Genomic DNA, 18,519 nt, shown 5'->3' with positions numbered 1-18,519 from the left:
ATTTGAAACGGATATTTGAAAAATAGGTATTCTTTATTTATATTTATCATTAAAAATAAAAAATGAGAAACAGGCTTATAAAAGCTGTTTTCCTTGGATTGGCAATATCGGCACACAGCATCAATGCACAAGTACAGTCCGTTGACAACAATAAGAAAATGGAATGGTTCAGGAACGCTAAACTGGGGATTTTCATTCACTGGGGAATTTATTCGGTTAACGGAATTTCTGAATCATGGTCCTTCTTCAATAATTATATCAATTATGAGAATTATATGAAGCAACTGAATGGGTTTTCAGCTTCAAAATACCAGCCGGAACAATGGGTTGGACTTATCAAAGAATCAGGAGCAAAATATGCGGTTATCACCACAAAACATCATGATGGCATAGCACTTTGGAACTCTAATGCTGAAAAAGCGATCACTATTCCCGGTAATGCTTCAGCCCAAAAAGATGTTTTAAGTCCTTTTGTTACCAGTCTTAAAAATTCAGGATTAAAAACAGGCCTTTATTTTTCGCTTCCGGACTGGAGCCATCCGTACTATGACATCAATACCCGGACTAAAAAGCGGTATGATTTAAAAAATGATCCCAAGCGCTGGCAGCAATTTACCAATTACTACCAGACCCAGCTTACTGAACTTTCCTCAAAGTACAAACCTGATCTTTTATGGTTTGACGGAGACTGGGAACATACCTCTGAAGAATGGAAAGCTACGCAGACACTTGGAATTCTGAAGCAATACAATCCGGATATCATTATCAACTCAAGGCTTAATCATCATGGTGATTATGACACTCCGGAACAGGGAATTCCCGTTATTGCTCCGCAAAACCCTTATTGGGAACTCTGCTATACGATGAACGATTCGTGGGGATATCAACCCTATGATCAAAACTATAAAACTCCTAATATGATTGTCCGTACCCTGGCAGATGTTATCAGCATGGGAGGCAACCTATTGCTTGATATAGGACCTAAAGCTGATGGAACGATTCCCGAAAAACAGGTGGAAATCTTAAAAAATCTTGGAAGATGGGTCTCCAAAAATGAAAAGGCTGTTTATGAAACACAACGGGGAATTCCTTTTGAAAATTATAAAGGAAAGTCTTCCCTGTCTGATTCTAAAAAGTCTGTATTCCTCTATCTGGAAGAGGCTAAAAACATGACCAAGATATATGGTTTGGGCACAAAGCCAACCTCTGCAAAAATCATAGGAGACAGCAAGGCTGTAGTAGACGTGAGCTATAATGACAAAAATACAGTAAGCCTTCACTTTTCAAATGTGAAATTCGATAAAGATGTTAGTGTTGTAGAGCTATCTTTCGATACCCCTCCTGTATTTCTCAAGGATTTTGAGAAAGAAAAGCAACCCCTTTCCAAGCTTATGGATCAAAAAAACACCCGATCAGCCATTTATGATATTGCTGACGCCCTTCATGATGGGGATGATCTGTTCACCAATTCCGGATTAACCGGTGATGGGATTGATATGCATCTTGGTAAAAGCGCTCATACAAATCCTGAAACACTTCAATGGATCAGCAAGCATACAGAAGCTCTTCTTGACACTGAAAAAGGGTTGCCAGAAGGTCATTATCCGGGTATGAGCAGCCTGTCTAAGGACAAACAGACAGTTTATCTTTTTGTGGAAGGTGAACCTACCGGTCCTATTGCTTTAAAAGGAATAAAAAATAACATTGCCAGAATCAGAATTGTTGGAGAAGGTACTTTACTTGATCACAGCATTTACAATAAGCTATATTGGAGTGACAGACCAGGTATTATATACGTAGATATTCCGAAGGAAAGACTCGATAAAAATATGACCGTCATTGCCGTTTTGCTTGACAAGCCCATCGAGCTCTACAGAGAAAAGATTGGAGCCATTGAAAATAATCTTTAATCTTAATTTCAGAATAGGTGTAAAAAACAAAATCCGGAGAAATTCTCCGGATTTTTTATTTTGTAAGGTAGTTTCCTAGAAAATCTCTCTTCCTGAAAAATGGAATTGAGCTTCAATAAGAGCGTTCTCGTCAGAATCTGATCCGTGAACAGCGTTTTCACCAATGCTTCTTGCAAACATTTTTCTGATTGTACCTTCTGCAGCTTCTGCTGGGTTTGTAGCACCAATCAATGTTCTGAAGTCTTCAACTGCGTTGTCTTTTTCTAAAACAGCAGCTACGATAGGACCTGAACTCATGAATTCTACCAATTCTCCATAAAATGGTCTTTCAGCATGTACTTCGTAGAATTTTTTAGCATCAGCTACTGTAAGCTGAGTTAATTTTAAAGCTTTGATTTTAAAACCTCCTTCTGCAATCTTACCTAATATAGCACCGATATGTCCGTCAGCAACTGCATCAGGCTTAATCATAGTGAATGTAATGTTAGACATAAATGTATATTTTTTTAATGCCGCAAAATTACAAAAAATATCTTTGATTTTTATTTTAATTTTTTTTTAACATAAAAATAACTTTTATTAAGAAATCGTGAACTAAACTTTGGCACAGTAATTGTTTATTCTATTGCGATTCTCATGTTTAATTTGAGTTTTCATGGTTATTAGTTTTTACCCAGCTTCGGCTGGGTTTTTTATTTGTAAAAAATCAACACTTTTATTGCTGATTTCGTAAAATTAAAAACCATATAAAATCATATTTATACGTTATTGCTTCTATTTCAATCAATGAAATAATGGTTTTTTTTTGATTTTTTTTTGAGTGACTTATTGGGACGACCCATATCGATCAAAAATATGACATTACGCCCTATATTTTGAATGTCAAAAAGTGGAGTTATTGTAAAAATATTTTTTTTAAGGCGTAGAAAAAATCAGTCGGAATATTTTCCTGGGAAAAATTTTAATTAAAAATAAGACCCCGAAATGTATAGGGTATTTTTTTAATATGATTCCCTAGCCTGTTTTCGATGTTTGACATAAATTATTCCCGGGTCAATTTATACTGATCCGATATTTTAATGGAAAGTGGAAAATAAGTGATTATTTTTGAGAAGCTTCTTCTGCTTCATCCATAAGCTTAATGTAGGTAGCATAACGGGAATGTTGAATCTCTCCGGTCTCCAGAGCATCTAAAACCGCACATTTTGGTTCATTAATATGAAGACAGTTATGGAATTTACATTCTTCTCTTTTCTTGAAAATTTCAGGAAAATAATGCTGAACTTCTTCCTTTTCGATATCAATCATGGCAAACTCACGTACCCCAGGTGTATCGATCACATTACCTCCGAAATCCCAAAAGTGCATCTGGGCAAAGGTTGTTGTATGTTTTCCTTTTAGGTGGGTATCTGAAATTTCAGAAGTTTTTAAATTAAGTCCAGGCTGTAGTGCATTTACCAGAGTAGATTTCCCACATCCTGAATGACCGAAGAATACTGAAGTTTTATCATGAAGGAGTTCCTGAAGCTGATCCAGGTTCAAACGGGAGTAAGAAGAAATTTCTAATGTCTCATACCCTATCTCCTGGTAAAGGAATTCAATATCTTTTACAATTTCAATTTCCTCCTCATGCAGGACATCAATTTTATTGAATAAGAGTAAAGGAGTGATATTGTAAGCTTCGCAACATGCTAAAAAACGATCCAGGAAGCCAAGTGATGTTTCTGGATGTTTCAAGGTAAAAATAAAACATGCTGTATCAATATTGGAAGCAATGATATGCGCTTCTTTTGAAAGGTTTACTGATTTTCTGATCAGGTAATTTCTGCGGGGTTCTATCTTAGTAATCCACGCTATATCATCCTGCTCTAATTGAAATTCAACAAAATCTCCTACTGCAAGCGGATTGGTAAGCCTTGTTTTTATTAATTTGAACTTCCCCCGGATTCTGGCCTCGAAAATTTTATTTGTTTCCAGTTCCAAAACCTGGTACCAACTTCCTGTAGATTTAATGATTTTTCCTTTCATAGATAATACTAGGTGCAAATATAAGAAATTAAGAGATAGAAAGTAGGGCTTAGGGTTTAGGAAATAGGTTAAAACCAATGTTTCAGTCGCTACTCCCTAAGCTCTAAGCCCTTTATTTAGTATTGTCAGAACTTAATTCATAGAGTTTCTGAGCTTTTCAGTTCAAATCCTCCTGTCTTAAGTCCTTTCATTTTATGCTCTATCAATCATGATATTATTCTGCACCTCAATAGATTCTTCATGGATTGCCTTGAATACCTTTTCGATAAACTCGTTAGACATTCCTGTTTCTTTAGCTTTTTGATTAGCATATTCAGTAATTACTTTCCAACGTTCAGGCTGGAAGATCGCAATATCATTTTCCTTTTTAAGTTTTCCAATTTTTTCTGAGATCTTCATTCTTTGAGAAAGAAGTTCTATTAACTGGAAGTCAAGATCAGAAATTAGGGTTCTGTGTCTCCCCATTTCACCTTCAAATCCTGCCAGGTTTGAGCTTCTTACTTTTAAGTTTCCGATAAGTTCTGCCAGTACTTCAGGGGTAATCTGCTGAGCTGCATCACTCCATGCTTCATCAGGATTACAGTGGCTCTCAATAATAGCTCCCTGGTATCCTACGTTAAGCGCTTCCTGCGTGATATCAGCTAATCCTGTTCTGTTTCCACAGATATGAGAAGGGTCAATCAGCATTGGAATGTCCGGGAACTGACTTTTGAAATCCAAAGCAATCTGCCAATTTGGGTTATTCCTGTATTTTGTTTTCTGGTAAGTGGAAAATCCTCTGTGAATTACTCCAAGATTTTTAATATCCTGACCTAAAAGTCTTTCTAATGCCCCAATCCATAAAGCTAAATCAGGATTCACTGGATTTTTAACGAATACAGGCTTGTCTGTACCTCTTAAAGCCATAGCAATTTCCTGCACCGTAAAAGGGTTTACCGTAGAACGCGCCCCAATCCAAAGAACATCTACATCTGCTTCCAAAGCGGCAAACACGTGATGTGCATTCGCAACTTCCGTAGCAGTTTTAAAACCGTATTCTTCTTTTACTTTTTTTAACCAGTTTAAACCAATTACTCCTACTCCTTCAAAACCATTAGGTTTGGTACGAGGTTTCCAGATTCCTGCACGGAAAACAGATACCTGAGCATTTGATTCTTTAATTCTTTTAGCCGTTTCAAGCATTTGAGCTTCACTTTCTGCACTACACGGTCCTGCGATCATTAGAGGTTGCGTAAGCCCGCTAATCCACTCGCTTTTTAAATCTTTTAGGTTCATATTCTAAATTTATTGTTGTTATTTATTCTAAAGTTCACAGCACGGCCCTTTCATTATAAAATTACTTTATAATTCTTTTCAAAAAATGCCGTTCAAAATTTTTTAAAGGAATCAGGAGAATAAAAGGGCTTCACTCCTCCTGTATTTTTTGGAAAGAAATTCAGTTAGTAATACCAGTAAAATCGGTAATAGGTTCTGAAATTTCTATAATAAGAAGCAGAAAAGCTAAAATAACCGCTAAAATAATTAGCGGGTGTAAAATAAGACAGATATGTTGTAAATAAATTTTCCATTTTTGTTCTGGAAATGTCTTGTTTTAGCGTTTCTTGTTACTATTTGCTTTTGTCAAAAAATGATTTTTCACAAAATGATTTTACAAATATATAAAAATTATGTCAAATCAAACTTCATTAAATCATCAAGATCTTTTAAAAGTGGATTTTTTTCTATAAATTTTTCAAATATTTTTCTTTTCGTGACTACCTCAATCTTCAGATTTTCAACGTCCCGCTGGTATTCTACGACGATAGCATGATTGTGAACTTTGCTTCTGAAATGGTTGAAAAATTCTCCGCTTATTTTATCAAATTCTACTTTAGCAGAATCTGAAGGGTATAAAACTTTGATTTTATTCTCTTCTTCCTTTACCAGTTTAAAGGTTTTTACCGCATTAAAGATAAAACCGTCTTTTCTTTGCAGCTGCTTGAGCATAAGAATCCATTCTGCCTGCAAATCTGTCTCCGTAAAATGGTTTTGCGGGAGTTTTTCAGTTTTCACCATTACGGTTTCTTCTACCACTTCTTTCTCCTCTTTATTCAGAAAAGAATTGATACTGAAGCCCGAAGAACCTCCTGGTCTCGATAAAGGTTTATTGGTTTTCTGAATAACAGTTTCCTGAACTGTATCAGCTTGTGGGGTTGTGGGTTGTGCAGATAATTCTTTTTTCTCCGGAGCCTTTGCAGGTAATTTCACTTCCTGCCTCTCACTGAGAAATGGCGCCAGTATTAAGAACTTTTTTTTTTAGTATCACCTAAATTAGCTGTCAGAGAAGCCAGCTGCATTAATGCAATTTCAACCGTAAGTCTTGGGTTTTTAGAATTTTTATAATTGATATCTGCGTGATTACAAATCTCAACAGCATCAATCAATTGCTGGGCATTCCATTTCTGACTCTGTTCTACAAACTTGACCTTCGTCTTCTCTCCCACTTCAATAAGTTCTAAAGTGGCTGTATTCTGGGCCATCATAAGATCTCTGAAATGATTTCCTAAGCCCGCAATAAAAATGTGAGGATCAAATCCTTTCTTTACAATTTCATTAAATGCGAACAGGACTTCCGGAATTTTATTCTCTTTGGCCAGATCTACTATATTCAGATACTGGTCATAATCTAAGATATTGAGAACTTCAGCAGCCTTAGCCAGCGTAATATTCTTCTGGGAAAATGTGGAGAGCCTGTCAAAAATAGATAATGCATCCCTTAAAGCACCGTCAGCCTTCTGGGCAATCATATAAAGAGCATCATCCTCATACTGGATATTTTCTTTTTGAGCAATACCCCTTAGATGATTCTGAATATCTTCAATAACAATTCTCTTGAAGTCATAAATCTGACATCGTGATAAAATGGTAGGAATTATTTTGTGCTTTTCAGTAGTCGCCAAAATAAAAATAGCATGTGCCGGCGGTTCTTCAAGTGTTTTCAGGAAAGCATTGAAAGCAGCAGAGGACAACATGTGTACCTCGTCGATGATATACACTTTATACTTTCCTACTTGAGGGGCAAAACGTACCTGATCAATAAGTTCTCTGATATCATCTACAGAGTTATTGGATGCTGCATCCAATTCATAGATGTTATAAGCAAAGCCATCTTCTGAGACTGAGCCATCTTTTTCATTGATCTTTCTCGCCAGAATTCTGGCACAAGTAGTTTTACCCACACCACGAGGTCCACAAAAAAGCAAAGCCTGAGCCAACTGGCTCTCTTCAATTGCGTGTTCTAAAGTATCCGTAATATGAGATTGCCCAACAACTGTATCAAACTCTTGGGGGCGATATTTTCTTGCAGATACTATAAAATTTTCCATTGGTCAAAAATAAGGAATATAGTTTTAATTTGAAAATTAAAAGTTTTCAAATTGTCTACAAAATTTTATTTCTGGTCAAATCGGAAAACTTCTAATCATCATTTTTTGGTTTGGTAAAAATGATCTATAATCTCAACGATCACTTTTTCAACTTCTCCTCTTCCTTCTTCAGTTCTCATATCAATACCGCAGAATTCGGTTCCGTTATAGGCCGGGAACAGGTTTAGATAATAAACACCTGCCACTACCAAAGCCAGCATCGCTCTTATACTCGTCGCATTTTCTCCGAAATAAGGGTCCGTTACATTTTCAAATAAATTGGCTCCTACTTCTTCTCTTTGCTTTAAGATGTTTTTAAGGATAGGTTTACTTTCGGAAAGTTCCCAAAGAATAATTTTTTGCAGCTCCTTATTTTTCTTCAAGCTCTCAAACTGTGTAAGGATTCCCTGAGTTAAAGCTTCTTTACCTTTTCCAATCTGTACTTCTTCTTCTATATTCGGGCTGAACTTACTCCAATAATCCTGAGATTTAATATACTCGTCGATAAGCTTATCAGTACTTCCAAAGTACTCATAGATAAGCTTTTTATCAAATCCGGCTACGGCTGCAATTTTACTTACTTTCAGACCTGAATAGCCTTTTACTCTCAAAATTTTCCCAACTGCTGCAAGCAGTTTTTGTTTTGTTTTTTCTTTGTCCCTAATGGGGCCTTGCACTACTTTTCTAGGCATAATTTATTATTTTTTTGCAATATGCAATTTTTTATTAATATCATCAAAGACATTCAATGTTTTGTCAAGATGCTCTTTTTCGTGTCTCGCTGTTACAGTCATTCTGATACGGGCATCTTTTCTGGCTACAGCGGGGTACATAATAGGGTTTGTATAAACACCTTCTTCAAGCAATATTCTTCCGATATCCCACATTTTGCTCTGATCCCCTATTTTCACCGGAATAATCGCTGAGCAGGTAATTCCTGTATCCAACCCTAGATCATTAAGCCCATTTTTGAAATAATTAATGTTATCCCAAAGCTTATCTTTCCAGAATGGTTCTTCATCAACTAGATCAATTGCTTTTAAAATTCCGAAGGAAGAAGGGGGTGCTGTTACTGAGAAAATATGCTGACGAGACTGGAACTTAAGGAATGATGCTATTTTTTTGTTCGCAATAACATATCCTCCCAAGTTACCAAATGTCTTACTTGATGTTCCTGTTATAAAATCTACTTTATCCAATAAACCATCATCTTCAAGGGCTCCCCTTCCGGTTTTTCCCATCACTCCGACACCATGGGCGTCATCTACCATGAGATAGGCATTGTATTTTTTTACAAGAGCATGTATTTCTTTAGCACGTGAAGTATCTCCTTCTTGAGAGTATACTCCATCTACTATAACAAGTTTTGTACGGTACGTATTTTCAGATATCTTCAAAATATGTTCCAAAGCTTCCAAATTGTTATGGGGAAATGTTTTTTTATTTGTAAAAACACATCCTTCATGCACACTAGCATGTACCCCCATATCTAAAATAGCAAGATCTTCCTTCTGCATTAAAATCTGCAAAGTAGCACTATTAGCTGCATAGCCCGTAGTGAACAATATCACTTCTTCTTCCTTTCTTCCAAAAAAGCCGGCAATTTTTTTTTCTATAGCACTATGATAATCAAAATATCCACCGATGAGAGGTGATGCTCCTGTTCCGGTTCCATATTTTTCAATCCCTTCAATAGCAGCCTGTTTTACTTTTGGATGCTGTGTAAATCCTAAATAATCACTGGAAACGAAACTTACATATTCCTTATTTTGGTTTGCAATATCAATATTTAATGTTGCATTCGTTCCTGAAGTGTTTTTCAGTCTGTAGTTCATATGTCCTCTAGATTTCATATGATCCAAGAATTCATAAAAATATTCGGCTCTTTGAGCAATATCATAATCCGGAATATTTTCAAAATCTTTAAAAGTTGCCGTTGTAAAATCAATACTCATCCTTAATGTTGTTTGTGTGTGTGTTTGTGATTTAAGAAACAAATATATGACTATTATAAGAGTCCTCACCTTCTGTATGACATTAAAATATTATTAAGATACAGCGGTTTAGTCTTATTTTCACAGAAACAAGATTTCTTCTGTTTCCATGGCTCTTAGTATATTTTGTTCTAATTAATTCAATCAATTTTTCTAACCTAAATTTACTAAAAAAAAGAAAATGATAAAGTAATATCAATAAATAAATAACAAAAAAGACAGTTGTTAATTGCAACTATCTCATTTATACAACATTATTTTTTTGTGTACTCTTTTGAATGTTTATTAAATGGTGATTTATTATATAATTCTAATATAATTAACTCACTTTATAGAGAAATCATAACACGTAAACACCTATAAAAAGGGTTCTATATAAAAATAAATTATTATTTTTTATTGAATTCTCTAAAATTACCAGGTGTTTCACCAGTCTTCTTTTTAAAGAATTTAGAAAAATTGGACGGATCATAGGTAAAAATACGGGCAATCTCTGCAACAGACTTCCCAGAATTAGCCAGCATAAGCTTGGCTTCCATGATAATTTTTTCGTCATAAAAATAGCATGGATGTTTTCCGGTTTCTTTTTTTAGGGTATCTGTAAGGTGCGTGTGTGAAATGGCAAGTTTTCCTGCAATTTCATTCAGCTCCATAAACTCAGGAACATTCCCGGCAATTACATCCCGGACATGTTTATCTATAAAGTCAAAATACTGACTTGTAATTTCTTCGCTTCTTTTCATCATTTGTTATTCTTAAATTAATTCAGATTATAAATTTAAAAATAAGAATTAAAACAATATGGTGAACTTTTCGGATTTTAAGAATATATAGTTAGTAAAAACTGTCTTTAAAGGCCTGGGTAGAATTATTCACTTTCAGCTTTTCAAGGATATTCTGGCGGTGTCTGCTCACCGTATTTACGCTGATAAAAAGCAAATCTGCAATTTGTTTACTGCTATATCCTTCTCCTACAAATTTTAAAACTTCCAGTTCTCTGTGGGTCAGTATACTTTTATAATCCAGTTTATCTTTAACAATAATTTCCCCTTTCACAGTATTAACAATCATAAATTCAGGCATTAAAGACTGTTTTAAAGCAATATTATAAAGACAAAGTGCAAATCTTAACTTCCCATTATCCGGTGAATATATATAAAACATACGATGTTTTACCGCCTTGTATTCTTCGTTTTTATCTTTCATCCTGATGTTTGACAAAACAGCATAGTCCGAACGAAATTCAGGTTCTATTGAATCTAATAAATTAAAAAAACGGAGCTCATGAATATATTTTTTAAGTCTGTCATCAGGATGTATCTTCTTCAGCATCTCTTCTTCCCAAATGGAATCAATTTCTACAGAATCCGTATGAAAACTTATTCCCAGTTCTAAGGCAGTTTTTGATTTATAAATATAACTTTTATCAGCCTGCATGTCGCTTAGCACCCCTATTGCACCTTCTATCTGCGAGTACATTTGTGCCCTTTGCTTATAGATCTCGATGTCCAGTAAACATTTCTTTGAGGTCTTGTCCAGCAGCTTATCACTTAATTGTTCCCGGATCTCCATATGGTTATTTTTCAGTATTGATATGAGACTTCTTTAATTATACTTTTGCTAAAATAATAATTTACCCTTAGAACTTATTAAAAAAGAGAATGAAGAGATTGATATTAGGTTTCTGCGCGCTATTTCTGACCCAAAAGATTTCGGCTCAGACCTTAGAAAAAATGACCTGGTTTAATGAACCCGAAAAATGGGAGATCAAAAACAACAGTATATCCATGTTTGTCACACCCCAAAGTGATTACTGGAGGGTCTCACATTACGGATTTACAGTAGATGACGCTCCTTTTTACTATAGTCTCTATGGCGGTGAATTTGAAGCCAAAGTAAAAATAACGGGTAATTACAAAGCTAGATTTGATCAGATGGGCCTTATGTTGCGGACAGATAAAGAGCATTACATCAAAGCCGGTGTAGAATTTGTAGACGGAAAATACAATCTGAGTACCGTTGTTACTCACGGTAAAAGTGACTGGAGTGTCATTACATTAGACAAAATTCCCTCAGCCATCTGGATAAAAGCTGTAAGAAGACTGGATGCTGTTGAGATATTTTACTCCTTTGATGACAAAAATTACAGCATGATGAGAAATGCCCCACTTCAGGATAACACACCTGTCATGGTAGGTTTGATGGCAGCCTGCCCCGATGGTGAAGGGTTTACAGCAACATTTGAAAATTTCAGGGTCAAGCATTTGCCGGATGAACGTAGACTGAAATGGCTTGAAAACAATAAATAACCGATTGAATTACACTTCAATATACAGTCAATTTTTGCCTCCCGCTTTTTTGGGGGGCTTTTTTTATTTAGAATTTCCCGGCTGTTATATTCAAGATTAAAAAGCTTATACAGCTTTCCTATCATAAAAAAGGATAAACAGAAAACTGTTTATCCTTTTTAGTTTTATGGATCAGAGAATTTTATCCTCCGAATTTTTCTGCGTAATCAGCTTGAGAAGCCTTGATTACTTTTCTTGCGTGTTCAGCACCATATACCTCCTGGATTCTGCATTTTGCAGGCTCATCCGGTAAGTTTTTATAGGTTAGGAAATAGTGCATCAATCTTTTAACTTCAGCTTCCGGTAATTCAGAAATATCTCTGAAATGTCCGAATGCGTGGTCGTTAATCATTACGGCAACAATTTTATCATCTGCTTCTCCTCCATCGATCATTTTGAAACCTCCAATTGGAATAGCTTCCATCAATAAACCTCCTGCATGGATATTATGAGAACTTAATACACAAATATCAAGTGGATCATGATCTCCCATTGTTACATCATCAGCTCCCGCTTCAATAGCAAGCTTCATTACCTCATTATGACAGTATGTTCTTGGTACAAAACCATACAAAGCCGGAATAATATTGGAAAACTTCTGTGGTCTGTCTACTTTTAAGTATCCTGTTTCTTTATCTACTTCATATTTAATTGTATCTGAAGGAACAATTTCCACAAATACATTAACAACATTCGGTGCATCCTCTCCTGCAGAAATTCCGTGCCATGGATGTGCTTTAAAATTTGGAATCATTATTTTATCTCTTATTTTTTAAGTTATTATTAAAATTTCTTTTCTCAAGTCTTCTATTGTCGCTGCAATATAGTCATTGTCCTCCATATAGTTCATGATAAAAATAGTCTTGAACTCATTCAGATCAGCATTTCCATTCAGTCCTTCGTAAGTTTTATGAAGCAGCTCTATTACGGCATTTTTAGAATCTACGATATTCTTCCATGAATTTTTCGAAAGATACAGCTGCTGTGAAGAATTGTATTCAAACTCTTCATTAATCGTTTTCTCTGTAAGGAAAAGGAATTCGTGAACAGCCAGCTCTTTATCAAATTTCTGAATAAGATTGGAAGGTTTCAGCCTTTCAAGAAATAAAGTCATCCTTTCATAAGAATGTGCTTTATTTTCTGTATTCGACTTCACCGAAAGCAGCTTGATTTCCTGATTTTTAAGGGTAATATACGAATGTACAAACTGTCTGAGCAATACCAGGAAAGGAATCGCAATGATCAATGCAAATGCATACGGTAGATATTCTGAAAAATTAGCCATAATTTTAGGTGGCAAAATTACTAATATTTTCTGAAACTATAACTCAAATAAAGCAGGCCTTTGTGTAACTTCATGATAACACACGCTGTTTTCATCAAAAAAATGATAAACAAGACTTTTTCTGGTTCTGTTTTTATCCAAATGAGGTTCTCCGCCATGAAGAATATTAGCATGCCAGATTAGTAAATCTCCTTTTTTGGCTCTGAAAATTTCTTTTTTCAATCCCAGTTCTTTCACTTTATTCTCAAGGAATTCTTCATATGCTGTATAGCTCTTTTTACCTATTTTGAAAGCAGTTCCTTCATTATCATAATCAGAATTCAGGAAGTAAGGAAGCTTTTGACTTTTGGGGATATAATGCAGTGCTCCATTATTTTCATCTACATCTTCCAACGCAATCCATACCCCCAGAAGTCCTCCCAATGGATAAGTAGTCATATGAATACTGTCCGAATGGGTTTTCTGCTGGCTTCCATTGATGAAATTTATACTCTGGAAAAGCTTGGCTTTACCATTTAATAGTACGGATAAGAATTCTGTGAGGTCCTTATCATTTCCTATATTTTTAAGAATTTCCGAATGATGAATCGCAAACATCAGTTTCCCTCCATATCTAAACTTCAGAGTACCGTCATTAACCATGTTTTCAATCTCCTGATTGATTTTATCGGCAGTTTCCGGGCTTAGATAGTTTCTGATGATCATATATCCGTTATCATCATATTGAAGAGCACTTTCTTTAGCATCTTCTGATAATTTAGTAAAAAAAGGAGTGGCAGTAAGCTTATCTTTATCTGCTTTTCTTTCTGTATCAGGGAGATGGGCAAAATCTGAGCTGGAAATACTGGAAAAATAACTCTTCTTAATTCCGTATTTTTTATACAATGGGATATTATGCTTTAACTTACTCTTTTTAAATAAGTTATATAACATATATGATAATTTATAATTGCGAAGTTGCTGGAACATAATTGTTGGAATAAGTATGTTATAAAGTTAGGGAATAATACTTAATTAGAACCAATCTAAACAATGGTTTTTATCATATTACAAGAGTTTACCGCTTATTAAAAAATATCCAAATTTCTTCAAAAGATCTTTTTTGGAATTTTCAATAATTGCATAAGGTTTTAATTCCGGGCGGAACCCTCTGAAGAACTCTTCAATATTGGGTAGTTCCCCTCCTTCAAAATCAAAGATATGAGTTTCAATAGTTTCTCTGATGACGGTATCGATCAGAACCGAAGCTCCCGATATTTTCACGTAATCCTTGTCATTAAATGTTCCTAAAAGTGCTACCATATTGCAATCAGAATAAGTTGCAATAATATTGATAATCTTATGGTAATAAAAAAAGGCAGAAAATTTGAGATAATTCAAGTGATAGGAAGCTTCAAAAATCCTCATGAAATCAGGAAGATCATTTTCCTTACTCAACCCTATCATATTATTTTCTATAAAGAGTTTAGCTTCCTCATAGCTAATTGTTTTAATTTCAGAATTCTTTACCACTTCATCATCCAATCTGAGTTTTCTTTTTCTTTTTGGAGAATACCGTGCATATACTTTTTCGTAAGAATCCGGATAGAGCAAAAAGTTTTTTTTCAATCGGAGCTTCGTTTGAAGCTGGTTACAATCATTCAGTGGGTAAGCTCTAATCAAATAGTTTTTTTCCAGAAAATGCAAAAAAGCCTCGTTAAGCTGTACATCATCTTTAGGAGAAAAAATACCTAATTGCTGACAGAGTTTAGGATTATGAACAATTTTAATTCCATATTTTTTTACAAAAGGAACAGGCATTACTGCCTCATAGTCATTATAGACTAAGATTTCCCATTGCTTTTCCGAAGTGGTATCTAAAAAATCCTTTGTAGCAGAATACTTCTTCTGTTCAGACTTTTCTAAACATCGGGAATATTTTACGAAATCAATTTCATTGTATCTTAATCTTCTAATCATAATAATCCTGTGTCCGAAAAACTAAAATATGAATCCTGTGTAATGATAATATGGTCCAAAAGCTGGATATTTAGGGTTTTTCCGGCTTCTTTTATTTTTTGTGTAATATTAATATCTTCCCTGCTTGCTTTTAAGCTTCCCGAAGGATGATTATGTGCTATAATAATACCTGTTGAAAAATGATCCAATGCTTTTTTAAAAAGAATTCTTACATCTACAATAGACTGGCTGATTCCTCCCTGCGTCAGCCGTGATATATGGATGACTTTGTTACTGTTGTTAAGAAAAATAGCCCAAAATTCTTCAGTTCTCAGATCGGACAACTGATTTTTAAGCAGTACGTAAGCGTCATTGCTATTTCCAATAGTTGATTTTTCCGGAATTTCCTGTCCTGCTCTTCTTCTCCCTATTTCTAAAGCGGTAGCAATAGAAATGGCTTTAGCTTCCCCTATTCCTTTAAATTTCATTAAATCTTTAATAGAAAGCAGACTCAGCTGATGCCAGTTATTATCTACAGAAGCCAAAATCTTTCTTCCCAGTTCTAAAGCACTTTCCTCTTTACTTCCACTTCCCATTATGATAGCCAATAGCTCAGAATCAGAAAGCGAGTTCTTACCTTTATGTAAAAACTTTTCTCTCGGTCTGTCATCCTCGGCAAGAAACTTTATGGGCATGGGAGATAATTTATGGGTTATGATTTATATATAAAATTAATAAAATGCATATAAAATGATGGGCTGTTCTGATTGATCAATATATTTTGCAGTTTCATTAAATGCATTGGCAGAAAGCATTGGGCATCCAAGACTCAGACATGCCGGATTTTGAGATTCACTATCCGGAACACATCCATAAGAATGGAGTACAATTGCTCTTTGCATAGCATTGCTATTAGTGCTATCCAGCCCTTTTAAACGGTATGCTTTTCCAAATTTCCCAACATAGCTTTCCCGAATTTCATACTTTCCTAATGAAGACTGATAAGATCCTTCAATATTACTAAACTGCAAAGTACTTGAATGGGGAATAGCCGAACCTGAACCATGAGATACAATTGCTTTTTGTATTATTCTATCTTTTTTTAAATTGTAGATAAAGTAACGGTATTTCCCGGAATGTATTTTAAAATTTATAAAAACAGCCAATTCCTGATTATAGTTTTTCCCTTTGAGATAGCTTTTAATCTCAGAGATTTTAGACTGAGGAACTCCGGATACATCCAACTGCTGGGATTCAGCTTTTGAACAGGAGATCAATAGTATAAAAAGGAAAATAAAGTGTTTCATCATCTGGCTGGCCTCTGCTATTCTATAATCATTCCGTCTTTCATAACAAGTTTACGGTCTGTGATTTCAGCAAGATTCGGGTTATGGGTTACAATAACAAATGTCTGATTATATTTATCTCTCAAATCAAAAAACAGCCTATGAAGGTCGTCTGCATTTTTTGAATCCAGGTTACCTGTTGGCTCATCCGCAAAAATAATCTTAGGAGAATTAATCAATGCTCTGGCTACAGCTACCCTTTGAGCTTCACCACCTGAAAGCTGATTGGGCTTATGGTGCAGTCTCTGTTCTATCTTTAAGTCTTCAAATAAAGCATGTGCCTTATCAAGAGCTTCTTTTTCATTAGCTCCGGCAATTTTGGTAGGAAGCAAAACATTCTCCAAAGCAGTAAACTCGGGAAGAAGCTGATGAAACTGAAATACAAAACCAATATTCTGGTTTCTGAATTTAGAAAGCTGTTTATCATTCATATTGATAAACGATTCTCCAGCTATGGCAATTTCAGTATCATATTTAGATGAAGCCGTAGGATGATCCAATGTTCCTAAAATCTGCAATAATGTAGATTTACCGGCTCCCGATTCCCCAACAATAGAGACAACTTCTCCCATCTTGATGTGAATATCAACTCCTTTCAACACTTCTAAATTCCCATAAGACTTATGGATATTTCTTGCTTTAATCATGATTCAAAAATAGTAACATATTGTTGATTTTACAACAAATTGTTACAACATTATTGATCGTAAAACAAAAAAACCTCCCGCTTTGGAGAGGCTAGCATTATATTGCTCAATTTTCAAGGGGATATGTTTGACTTTTCCGTGCTTGAGAAATGAACTATTTTATTTTTTGTTTTCATGATAGAGCCTCCGAAGAGGCTTTATTATTGTTTTGTCAATACAATTTCTTTAGGTAGAGCCTGAGGAAATGGAGTTGTATTATAATACTGACAATCAGTTGTAATCATATTACTTCCAAGGGTAAGTTTCCAATTAAGCTGTGTTTTAGAGGAATCTGTAAAATTAATTGCTATCCCTCCTGAAGTATTACAAAGGTCTGGATCAACATAAATAAGAGAATACTTATCTCCATACTTTCTAAAGCTCACACCATTTATTTTTGCATTATCATCTGTTAAACTGGTATTGTCAAATAGAATATTTCCATTATTATCTAATACTTTGAACTTTCCAATTAAATAATCCTTATAATGCTTAAAATTATTATCATATTTATTGGATAGTTTTTTTAAAGTTACATAGATAATTTTATTATTCCATGTTCCTTTCCATATTCCTTCATAATAAGGAAGCTCATTATTTGTATCTTTTTGATAAGAATTCTCTGGAAGATCAATTTCAGATGGTCTTAATGAATATATCTGTTGAGCCTTAAAAAATATGCTCACATTAAAGAATATAAATAGAAATAAATTTTTCATAATTTTGAAATTAAATTGTTATTAAGGGCAAGGAATTGGCTTTACAGGTTTGTCTTTTCCATCATATTTCAACTTACTTGTACTACCTGTAGTCTTATCACTTTTATAAACTTCTAACCCGTCAAGTTTTACCTTCTCTTCAAGGAATTGAGTAAACAACTTTTCAACAATCGCAGGATTAGCCAATTCATTTTGAGATAATCGTTCGTACGCTGTTTCATACCAAGACTGCCAATTAGCTTGAGTATTAGGTCCAATACCATAATTACCATCTCCGGAGTATTTTAATATATAATTCCCCTGTGATGTAATTACCATGCCATAAGCATCACTCATTGTTCCCTTAACTTGAGCATTTCTTACACAACTTGTTAAAAAAGTAGATACATCAGCGGGTGAGAATATCTTAACAACTCCAGGTTTACTATCAAGATGAGTATGCATATAGCCAAAATATTTATTCCCCGGTGGGAACTTCAAATTATCATTTGCAGTATTTGCCAAGGGCTCGTAATTGGTCTGTGGCCCATATGCAGCAGCAAGTCCTGTTTCCTGATTTTTATTAAATACTTCTTGCTTATCCAAGTCTGAAACTTTATTTTTAAAGGTCTGATTAGAATTCTGTTCTTTCATTTTCTCACAAGGATCTTTCGTTGAAGCTGGTGGAGTATTTACAATACCACTTCCTCCATTGCTGCTACACCCTCCATATTTGGGACACTCTCCCGAAGGTGATCCTTGATCTGGTGGGCAGGCTGTACATCCACCTCCACCGTCGTAAGGAGGGAAATACATTCCTCCCCCACCTCTCGGAGGTCCAACTATAATTTCAGGGATATCAGTATTACTACCACTGCCTAC

At 34.9% G+C, this 18,519-nt stretch carries 20 protein-coding genes; 2 read left to right on the top strand and 18 right to left on the bottom strand.

All coding sequences use genetic code 11. The features are described 5' to 3' along the window. The first annotated feature begins 62 nt into the window (after window positions 1-62). On the top strand, window positions 63-1,910 hold the full coding sequence (locus DRF57_RS16800) for an alpha-L-fucosidase (protein WP_115919744.1): 1,848 nt from the start codon (window positions 63-65) through the stop codon (window positions 1,908-1,910). Between the two features lie 75 nt (window positions 1,911-1,985). On the opposite strand, the gene DRF57_RS16795 is transcribed toward DRF57_RS16800, so the two are convergent. The 9 genes from DRF57_RS16795 to DRF57_RS16755 all read right to left on the bottom strand — a co-directional run bounded on the left by DRF57_RS16795 (window position 1,986) and on the right by DRF57_RS16755 (window position 10,908). Continuing rightward, window positions 1,986-2,402, bottom strand: coding sequence for a nucleoside-diphosphate kinase (locus DRF57_RS16795; RefSeq protein ID WP_034687444.1), 417 nt, complete (start codon window positions 2,400-2,402; stop codon window positions 1,986-1,988). Between the two features lie 609 nt (window positions 2,403-3,011). Continuing rightward, the gene (gene rsgA / locus DRF57_RS16790; protein WP_047495583.1) at window positions 3,012-3,938 is read right to left on the bottom strand and encodes a ribosome small subunit-dependent GTPase A; all 927 of its coding nucleotides are present in this window, start codon (window positions 3,936-3,938) and stop codon (window positions 3,012-3,014) included. Window positions 3,939-4,130: 192 nt separating this feature from the next. Next, a complete protein-coding gene (locus DRF57_RS16785; RefSeq protein ID WP_047495586.1) occupies window positions 4,131-5,213 on the bottom strand; it encodes a chorismate mutase in 1,083 nt (360 codons plus the stop codon). Window positions 5,214-5,603: 390 nt separating this feature from the next. Beyond that, complete coding sequence (locus DRF57_RS24125; RefSeq protein ID WP_228450426.1) at window positions 5,604-6,185, bottom strand: hypothetical protein; 582 nt, start codon at window positions 6,183-6,185, stop codon at window positions 5,604-5,606. 32 nt (window positions 6,186-6,217) lie between these two features. Next, window positions 6,218-7,303 (bottom strand): DNA polymerase III subunit gamma/tau, encoded by a 1,086-nt coding sequence (gene dnaX, locus DRF57_RS16775; protein ID WP_084084021.1) that lies wholly within the window; start codon window positions 7,301-7,303, stop codon window positions 6,218-6,220. 98 nt (window positions 7,304-7,401) lie between these two features. Continuing rightward, the gene (locus DRF57_RS16770) at window positions 7,402-8,034 is read right to left on the bottom strand and encodes a TetR/AcrR family transcriptional regulator (RefSeq protein ID WP_047495592.1); all 633 of its coding nucleotides are present in this window, start codon (window positions 8,032-8,034) and stop codon (window positions 7,402-7,404) included. A 6-nt stretch (window positions 8,035-8,040) separates the two neighbouring features. Next, window positions 8,041-9,297, bottom strand: a complete 1,257-nt coding sequence (locus tag DRF57_RS16765; protein ID WP_115919742.1) for an aminotransferase class I/II-fold pyridoxal phosphate-dependent enzyme — start codon at window positions 9,295-9,297, stop codon at window positions 8,041-8,043. Between the two features lie 428 nt (window positions 9,298-9,725). After that, a complete protein-coding gene (locus DRF57_RS16760) occupies window positions 9,726-10,082 on the bottom strand; it encodes a helix-turn-helix domain-containing protein (protein WP_047495598.1) in 357 nt (118 codons plus the stop codon). 88 nt (window positions 10,083-10,170) lie between these two features. Next, entirely contained in the window at window positions 10,171-10,908 is a 738-nt protein-coding gene (locus tag DRF57_RS16755; RefSeq protein ID WP_115919740.1) for a response regulator transcription factor, read from the bottom strand. 89 nt (window positions 10,909-10,997) lie between these two features. Here DRF57_RS16755 and DRF57_RS16750 point away from each other — a divergent pair, with 89 nt between their 5' ends. After that, a complete protein-coding gene (locus tag DRF57_RS16750) occupies window positions 10,998-11,645 on the top strand; it encodes a DUF1349 domain-containing protein (protein ID WP_047495604.1) in 648 nt (215 codons plus the stop codon). A 181-nt stretch (window positions 11,646-11,826) separates the two neighbouring features. On the opposite strand, the gene DRF57_RS16745 is transcribed toward DRF57_RS16750, so the two are convergent. The 9 genes from DRF57_RS16745 to DRF57_RS23680 all read right to left on the bottom strand — a co-directional run. After that, window positions 11,827-12,438 carry an inorganic pyrophosphatase gene (locus DRF57_RS16745; RefSeq protein ID WP_047495607.1) on the bottom strand — a complete coding sequence of 204 codons (612 nt, stop codon included), beginning with the start codon at window positions 12,436-12,438 and terminating at the stop codon, window positions 11,827-11,829. Window positions 12,439-12,456: 18 nt separating this feature from the next. Continuing rightward, complete coding sequence (locus tag DRF57_RS16740) at window positions 12,457-12,969, bottom strand: DUF7935 family protein (RefSeq protein ID WP_047495611.1); 513 nt, start codon at window positions 12,967-12,969, stop codon at window positions 12,457-12,459. Between the two features lie 36 nt (window positions 12,970-13,005). Next, on the bottom strand, window positions 13,006-13,902 hold the full coding sequence (locus DRF57_RS16735; protein ID WP_228405966.1) for a phytanoyl-CoA dioxygenase family protein: 897 nt from the start codon (window positions 13,900-13,902) through the stop codon (window positions 13,006-13,008). A gap of 114 nt (window positions 13,903-14,016) precedes the next feature. Further along, entirely contained in the window at window positions 14,017-14,928 is a 912-nt protein-coding gene (locus tag DRF57_RS16730; RefSeq protein WP_115919738.1) for a hypothetical protein, read from the bottom strand. Then, window positions 14,925-15,602: a RadC family protein gene (gene radC / locus DRF57_RS16725; protein WP_115919736.1), complete on the bottom strand. Its 678-nt coding sequence runs from the start codon at window positions 15,600-15,602 to the stop codon at window positions 14,925-14,927. The genes DRF57_RS16730 and radC overlap by 4 nt, the downstream gene beginning before the upstream one ends. Before the next feature lie 36 nt (window positions 15,603-15,638). Further along, the gene (locus tag DRF57_RS16720) at window positions 15,639-16,217 is read right to left on the bottom strand and encodes a murein L,D-transpeptidase catalytic domain-containing protein (protein WP_115919734.1); all 579 of its coding nucleotides are present in this window, start codon (window positions 16,215-16,217) and stop codon (window positions 15,639-15,641) included. Window positions 16,218-16,231: 14 nt separating this feature from the next. After that, a complete protein-coding gene (locus DRF57_RS16715; RefSeq protein WP_047495625.1) occupies window positions 16,232-16,900 on the bottom strand; it encodes an ABC transporter ATP-binding protein in 669 nt (222 codons plus the stop codon). Window positions 16,901-17,100: 200 nt separating this feature from the next. Beyond that, window positions 17,101-17,658: a DUF6705 family protein gene (locus DRF57_RS16710; RefSeq protein WP_115919732.1), complete on the bottom strand. Its 558-nt coding sequence runs from the start codon at window positions 17,656-17,658 to the stop codon at window positions 17,101-17,103. A gap of 21 nt (window positions 17,659-17,679) precedes the next feature. Continuing rightward, the coding region (locus DRF57_RS23680; protein WP_206607197.1) for a hypothetical protein at window positions 17,680-18,519 on the bottom strand (840 nt) is incomplete at its 5' end.

Origin of the sequence: Chryseobacterium rhizosphaerae, assembly GCF_003385455.1 — a bacterium.
GTDB classification, from domain to species: Bacteria; Bacteroidota; Bacteroidia; order Flavobacteriales; family Weeksellaceae; genus Chryseobacterium; species Chryseobacterium rhizosphaerae.
This window is presented reverse-complemented; position numbering and strand designations above follow the sequence as displayed.

Excerpts from the sequence above, each read along its gene's own strand:
- DRF57_RS16800 (WP_115919744.1), top strand. The coding sequence starts at position 63 with ATGAGAAACAGGCTTATAAAAGCTGTTTTCCTTGGATTGGCAATATCG.
- DRF57_RS16795 (WP_034687444.1), bottom strand. The coding sequence starts at position 2,402 with ATGTCTAACATTACATTCACTATGATTAAGCCTGATGCAGTTGCTGAC.
- rsgA (WP_047495583.1), bottom strand. The coding sequence starts at position 3,938 with ATGAAAGGAAAAATCATTAAATCTACAGGAAGTTGGTACCAGGTTTTG.
- DRF57_RS16785 (WP_047495586.1), bottom strand. The coding sequence starts at position 5,213 with ATGAACCTAAAAGATTTAAAAAGCGAGTGGATTAGCGGGCTTACGCAA.
- dnaX (WP_084084021.1), bottom strand. The coding sequence starts at position 7,303 with ATGGAAAATTTTATAGTATCTGCAAGAAAATATCGCCCCCAAGAGTTT.
- DRF57_RS16770 (WP_047495592.1), bottom strand. The coding sequence starts at position 8,034 with ATGCCTAGAAAAGTAGTGCAAGGCCCCATTAGGGACAAAGAAAAAACA.
- DRF57_RS16765 (WP_115919742.1), bottom strand. The coding sequence starts at position 9,297 with ATGAGTATTGATTTTACAACGGCAACTTTTAAAGATTTTGAAAATATT.
- DRF57_RS16760 (WP_047495598.1), bottom strand. The coding sequence starts at position 10,082 with ATGATGAAAAGAAGCGAAGAAATTACAAGTCAGTATTTTGACTTTATA.
- DRF57_RS16755 (WP_115919740.1), bottom strand. The coding sequence starts at position 10,908 with ATGGAGATCCGGGAACAATTAAGTGATAAGCTGCTGGACAAGACCTCA.
- DRF57_RS16750 (WP_047495604.1), top strand. The coding sequence starts at position 10,998 with ATGAAGAGATTGATATTAGGTTTCTGCGCGCTATTTCTGACCCAAAAG.
- DRF57_RS16745 (WP_047495607.1), bottom strand. The coding sequence starts at position 12,438 with ATGATTCCAAATTTTAAAGCACATCCATGGCACGGAATTTCTGCAGGA.
- DRF57_RS16740 (WP_047495611.1), bottom strand. The coding sequence starts at position 12,969 with ATGGCTAATTTTTCAGAATATCTACCGTATGCATTTGCATTGATCATT.
- DRF57_RS16735 (WP_228405966.1), bottom strand. The coding sequence starts at position 13,902 with ATGTTATATAACTTATTTAAAAAGAGTAAGTTAAAGCATAATATCCCA.
- DRF57_RS16730 (WP_115919738.1), bottom strand. The coding sequence starts at position 14,928 with ATGATTAGAAGATTAAGATACAATGAAATTGATTTCGTAAAATATTCC.
- radC (WP_115919736.1), bottom strand. The coding sequence starts at position 15,602 with ATGCCCATAAAGTTTCTTGCCGAGGATGACAGACCGAGAGAAAAGTTT.
- DRF57_RS16720 (WP_115919734.1), bottom strand. The coding sequence starts at position 16,217 with ATGATGAAACACTTTATTTTCCTTTTTATACTATTGATCTCCTGTTCA.
- DRF57_RS16715 (WP_047495625.1), bottom strand. The coding sequence starts at position 16,900 with ATGATTAAAGCAAGAAATATCCATAAGTCTTATGGGAATTTAGAAGTG.
- DRF57_RS16710 (WP_115919732.1), bottom strand. The coding sequence starts at position 17,658 with ATGAAAAATTTATTTCTATTTATATTCTTTAATGTGAGCATATTTTTT.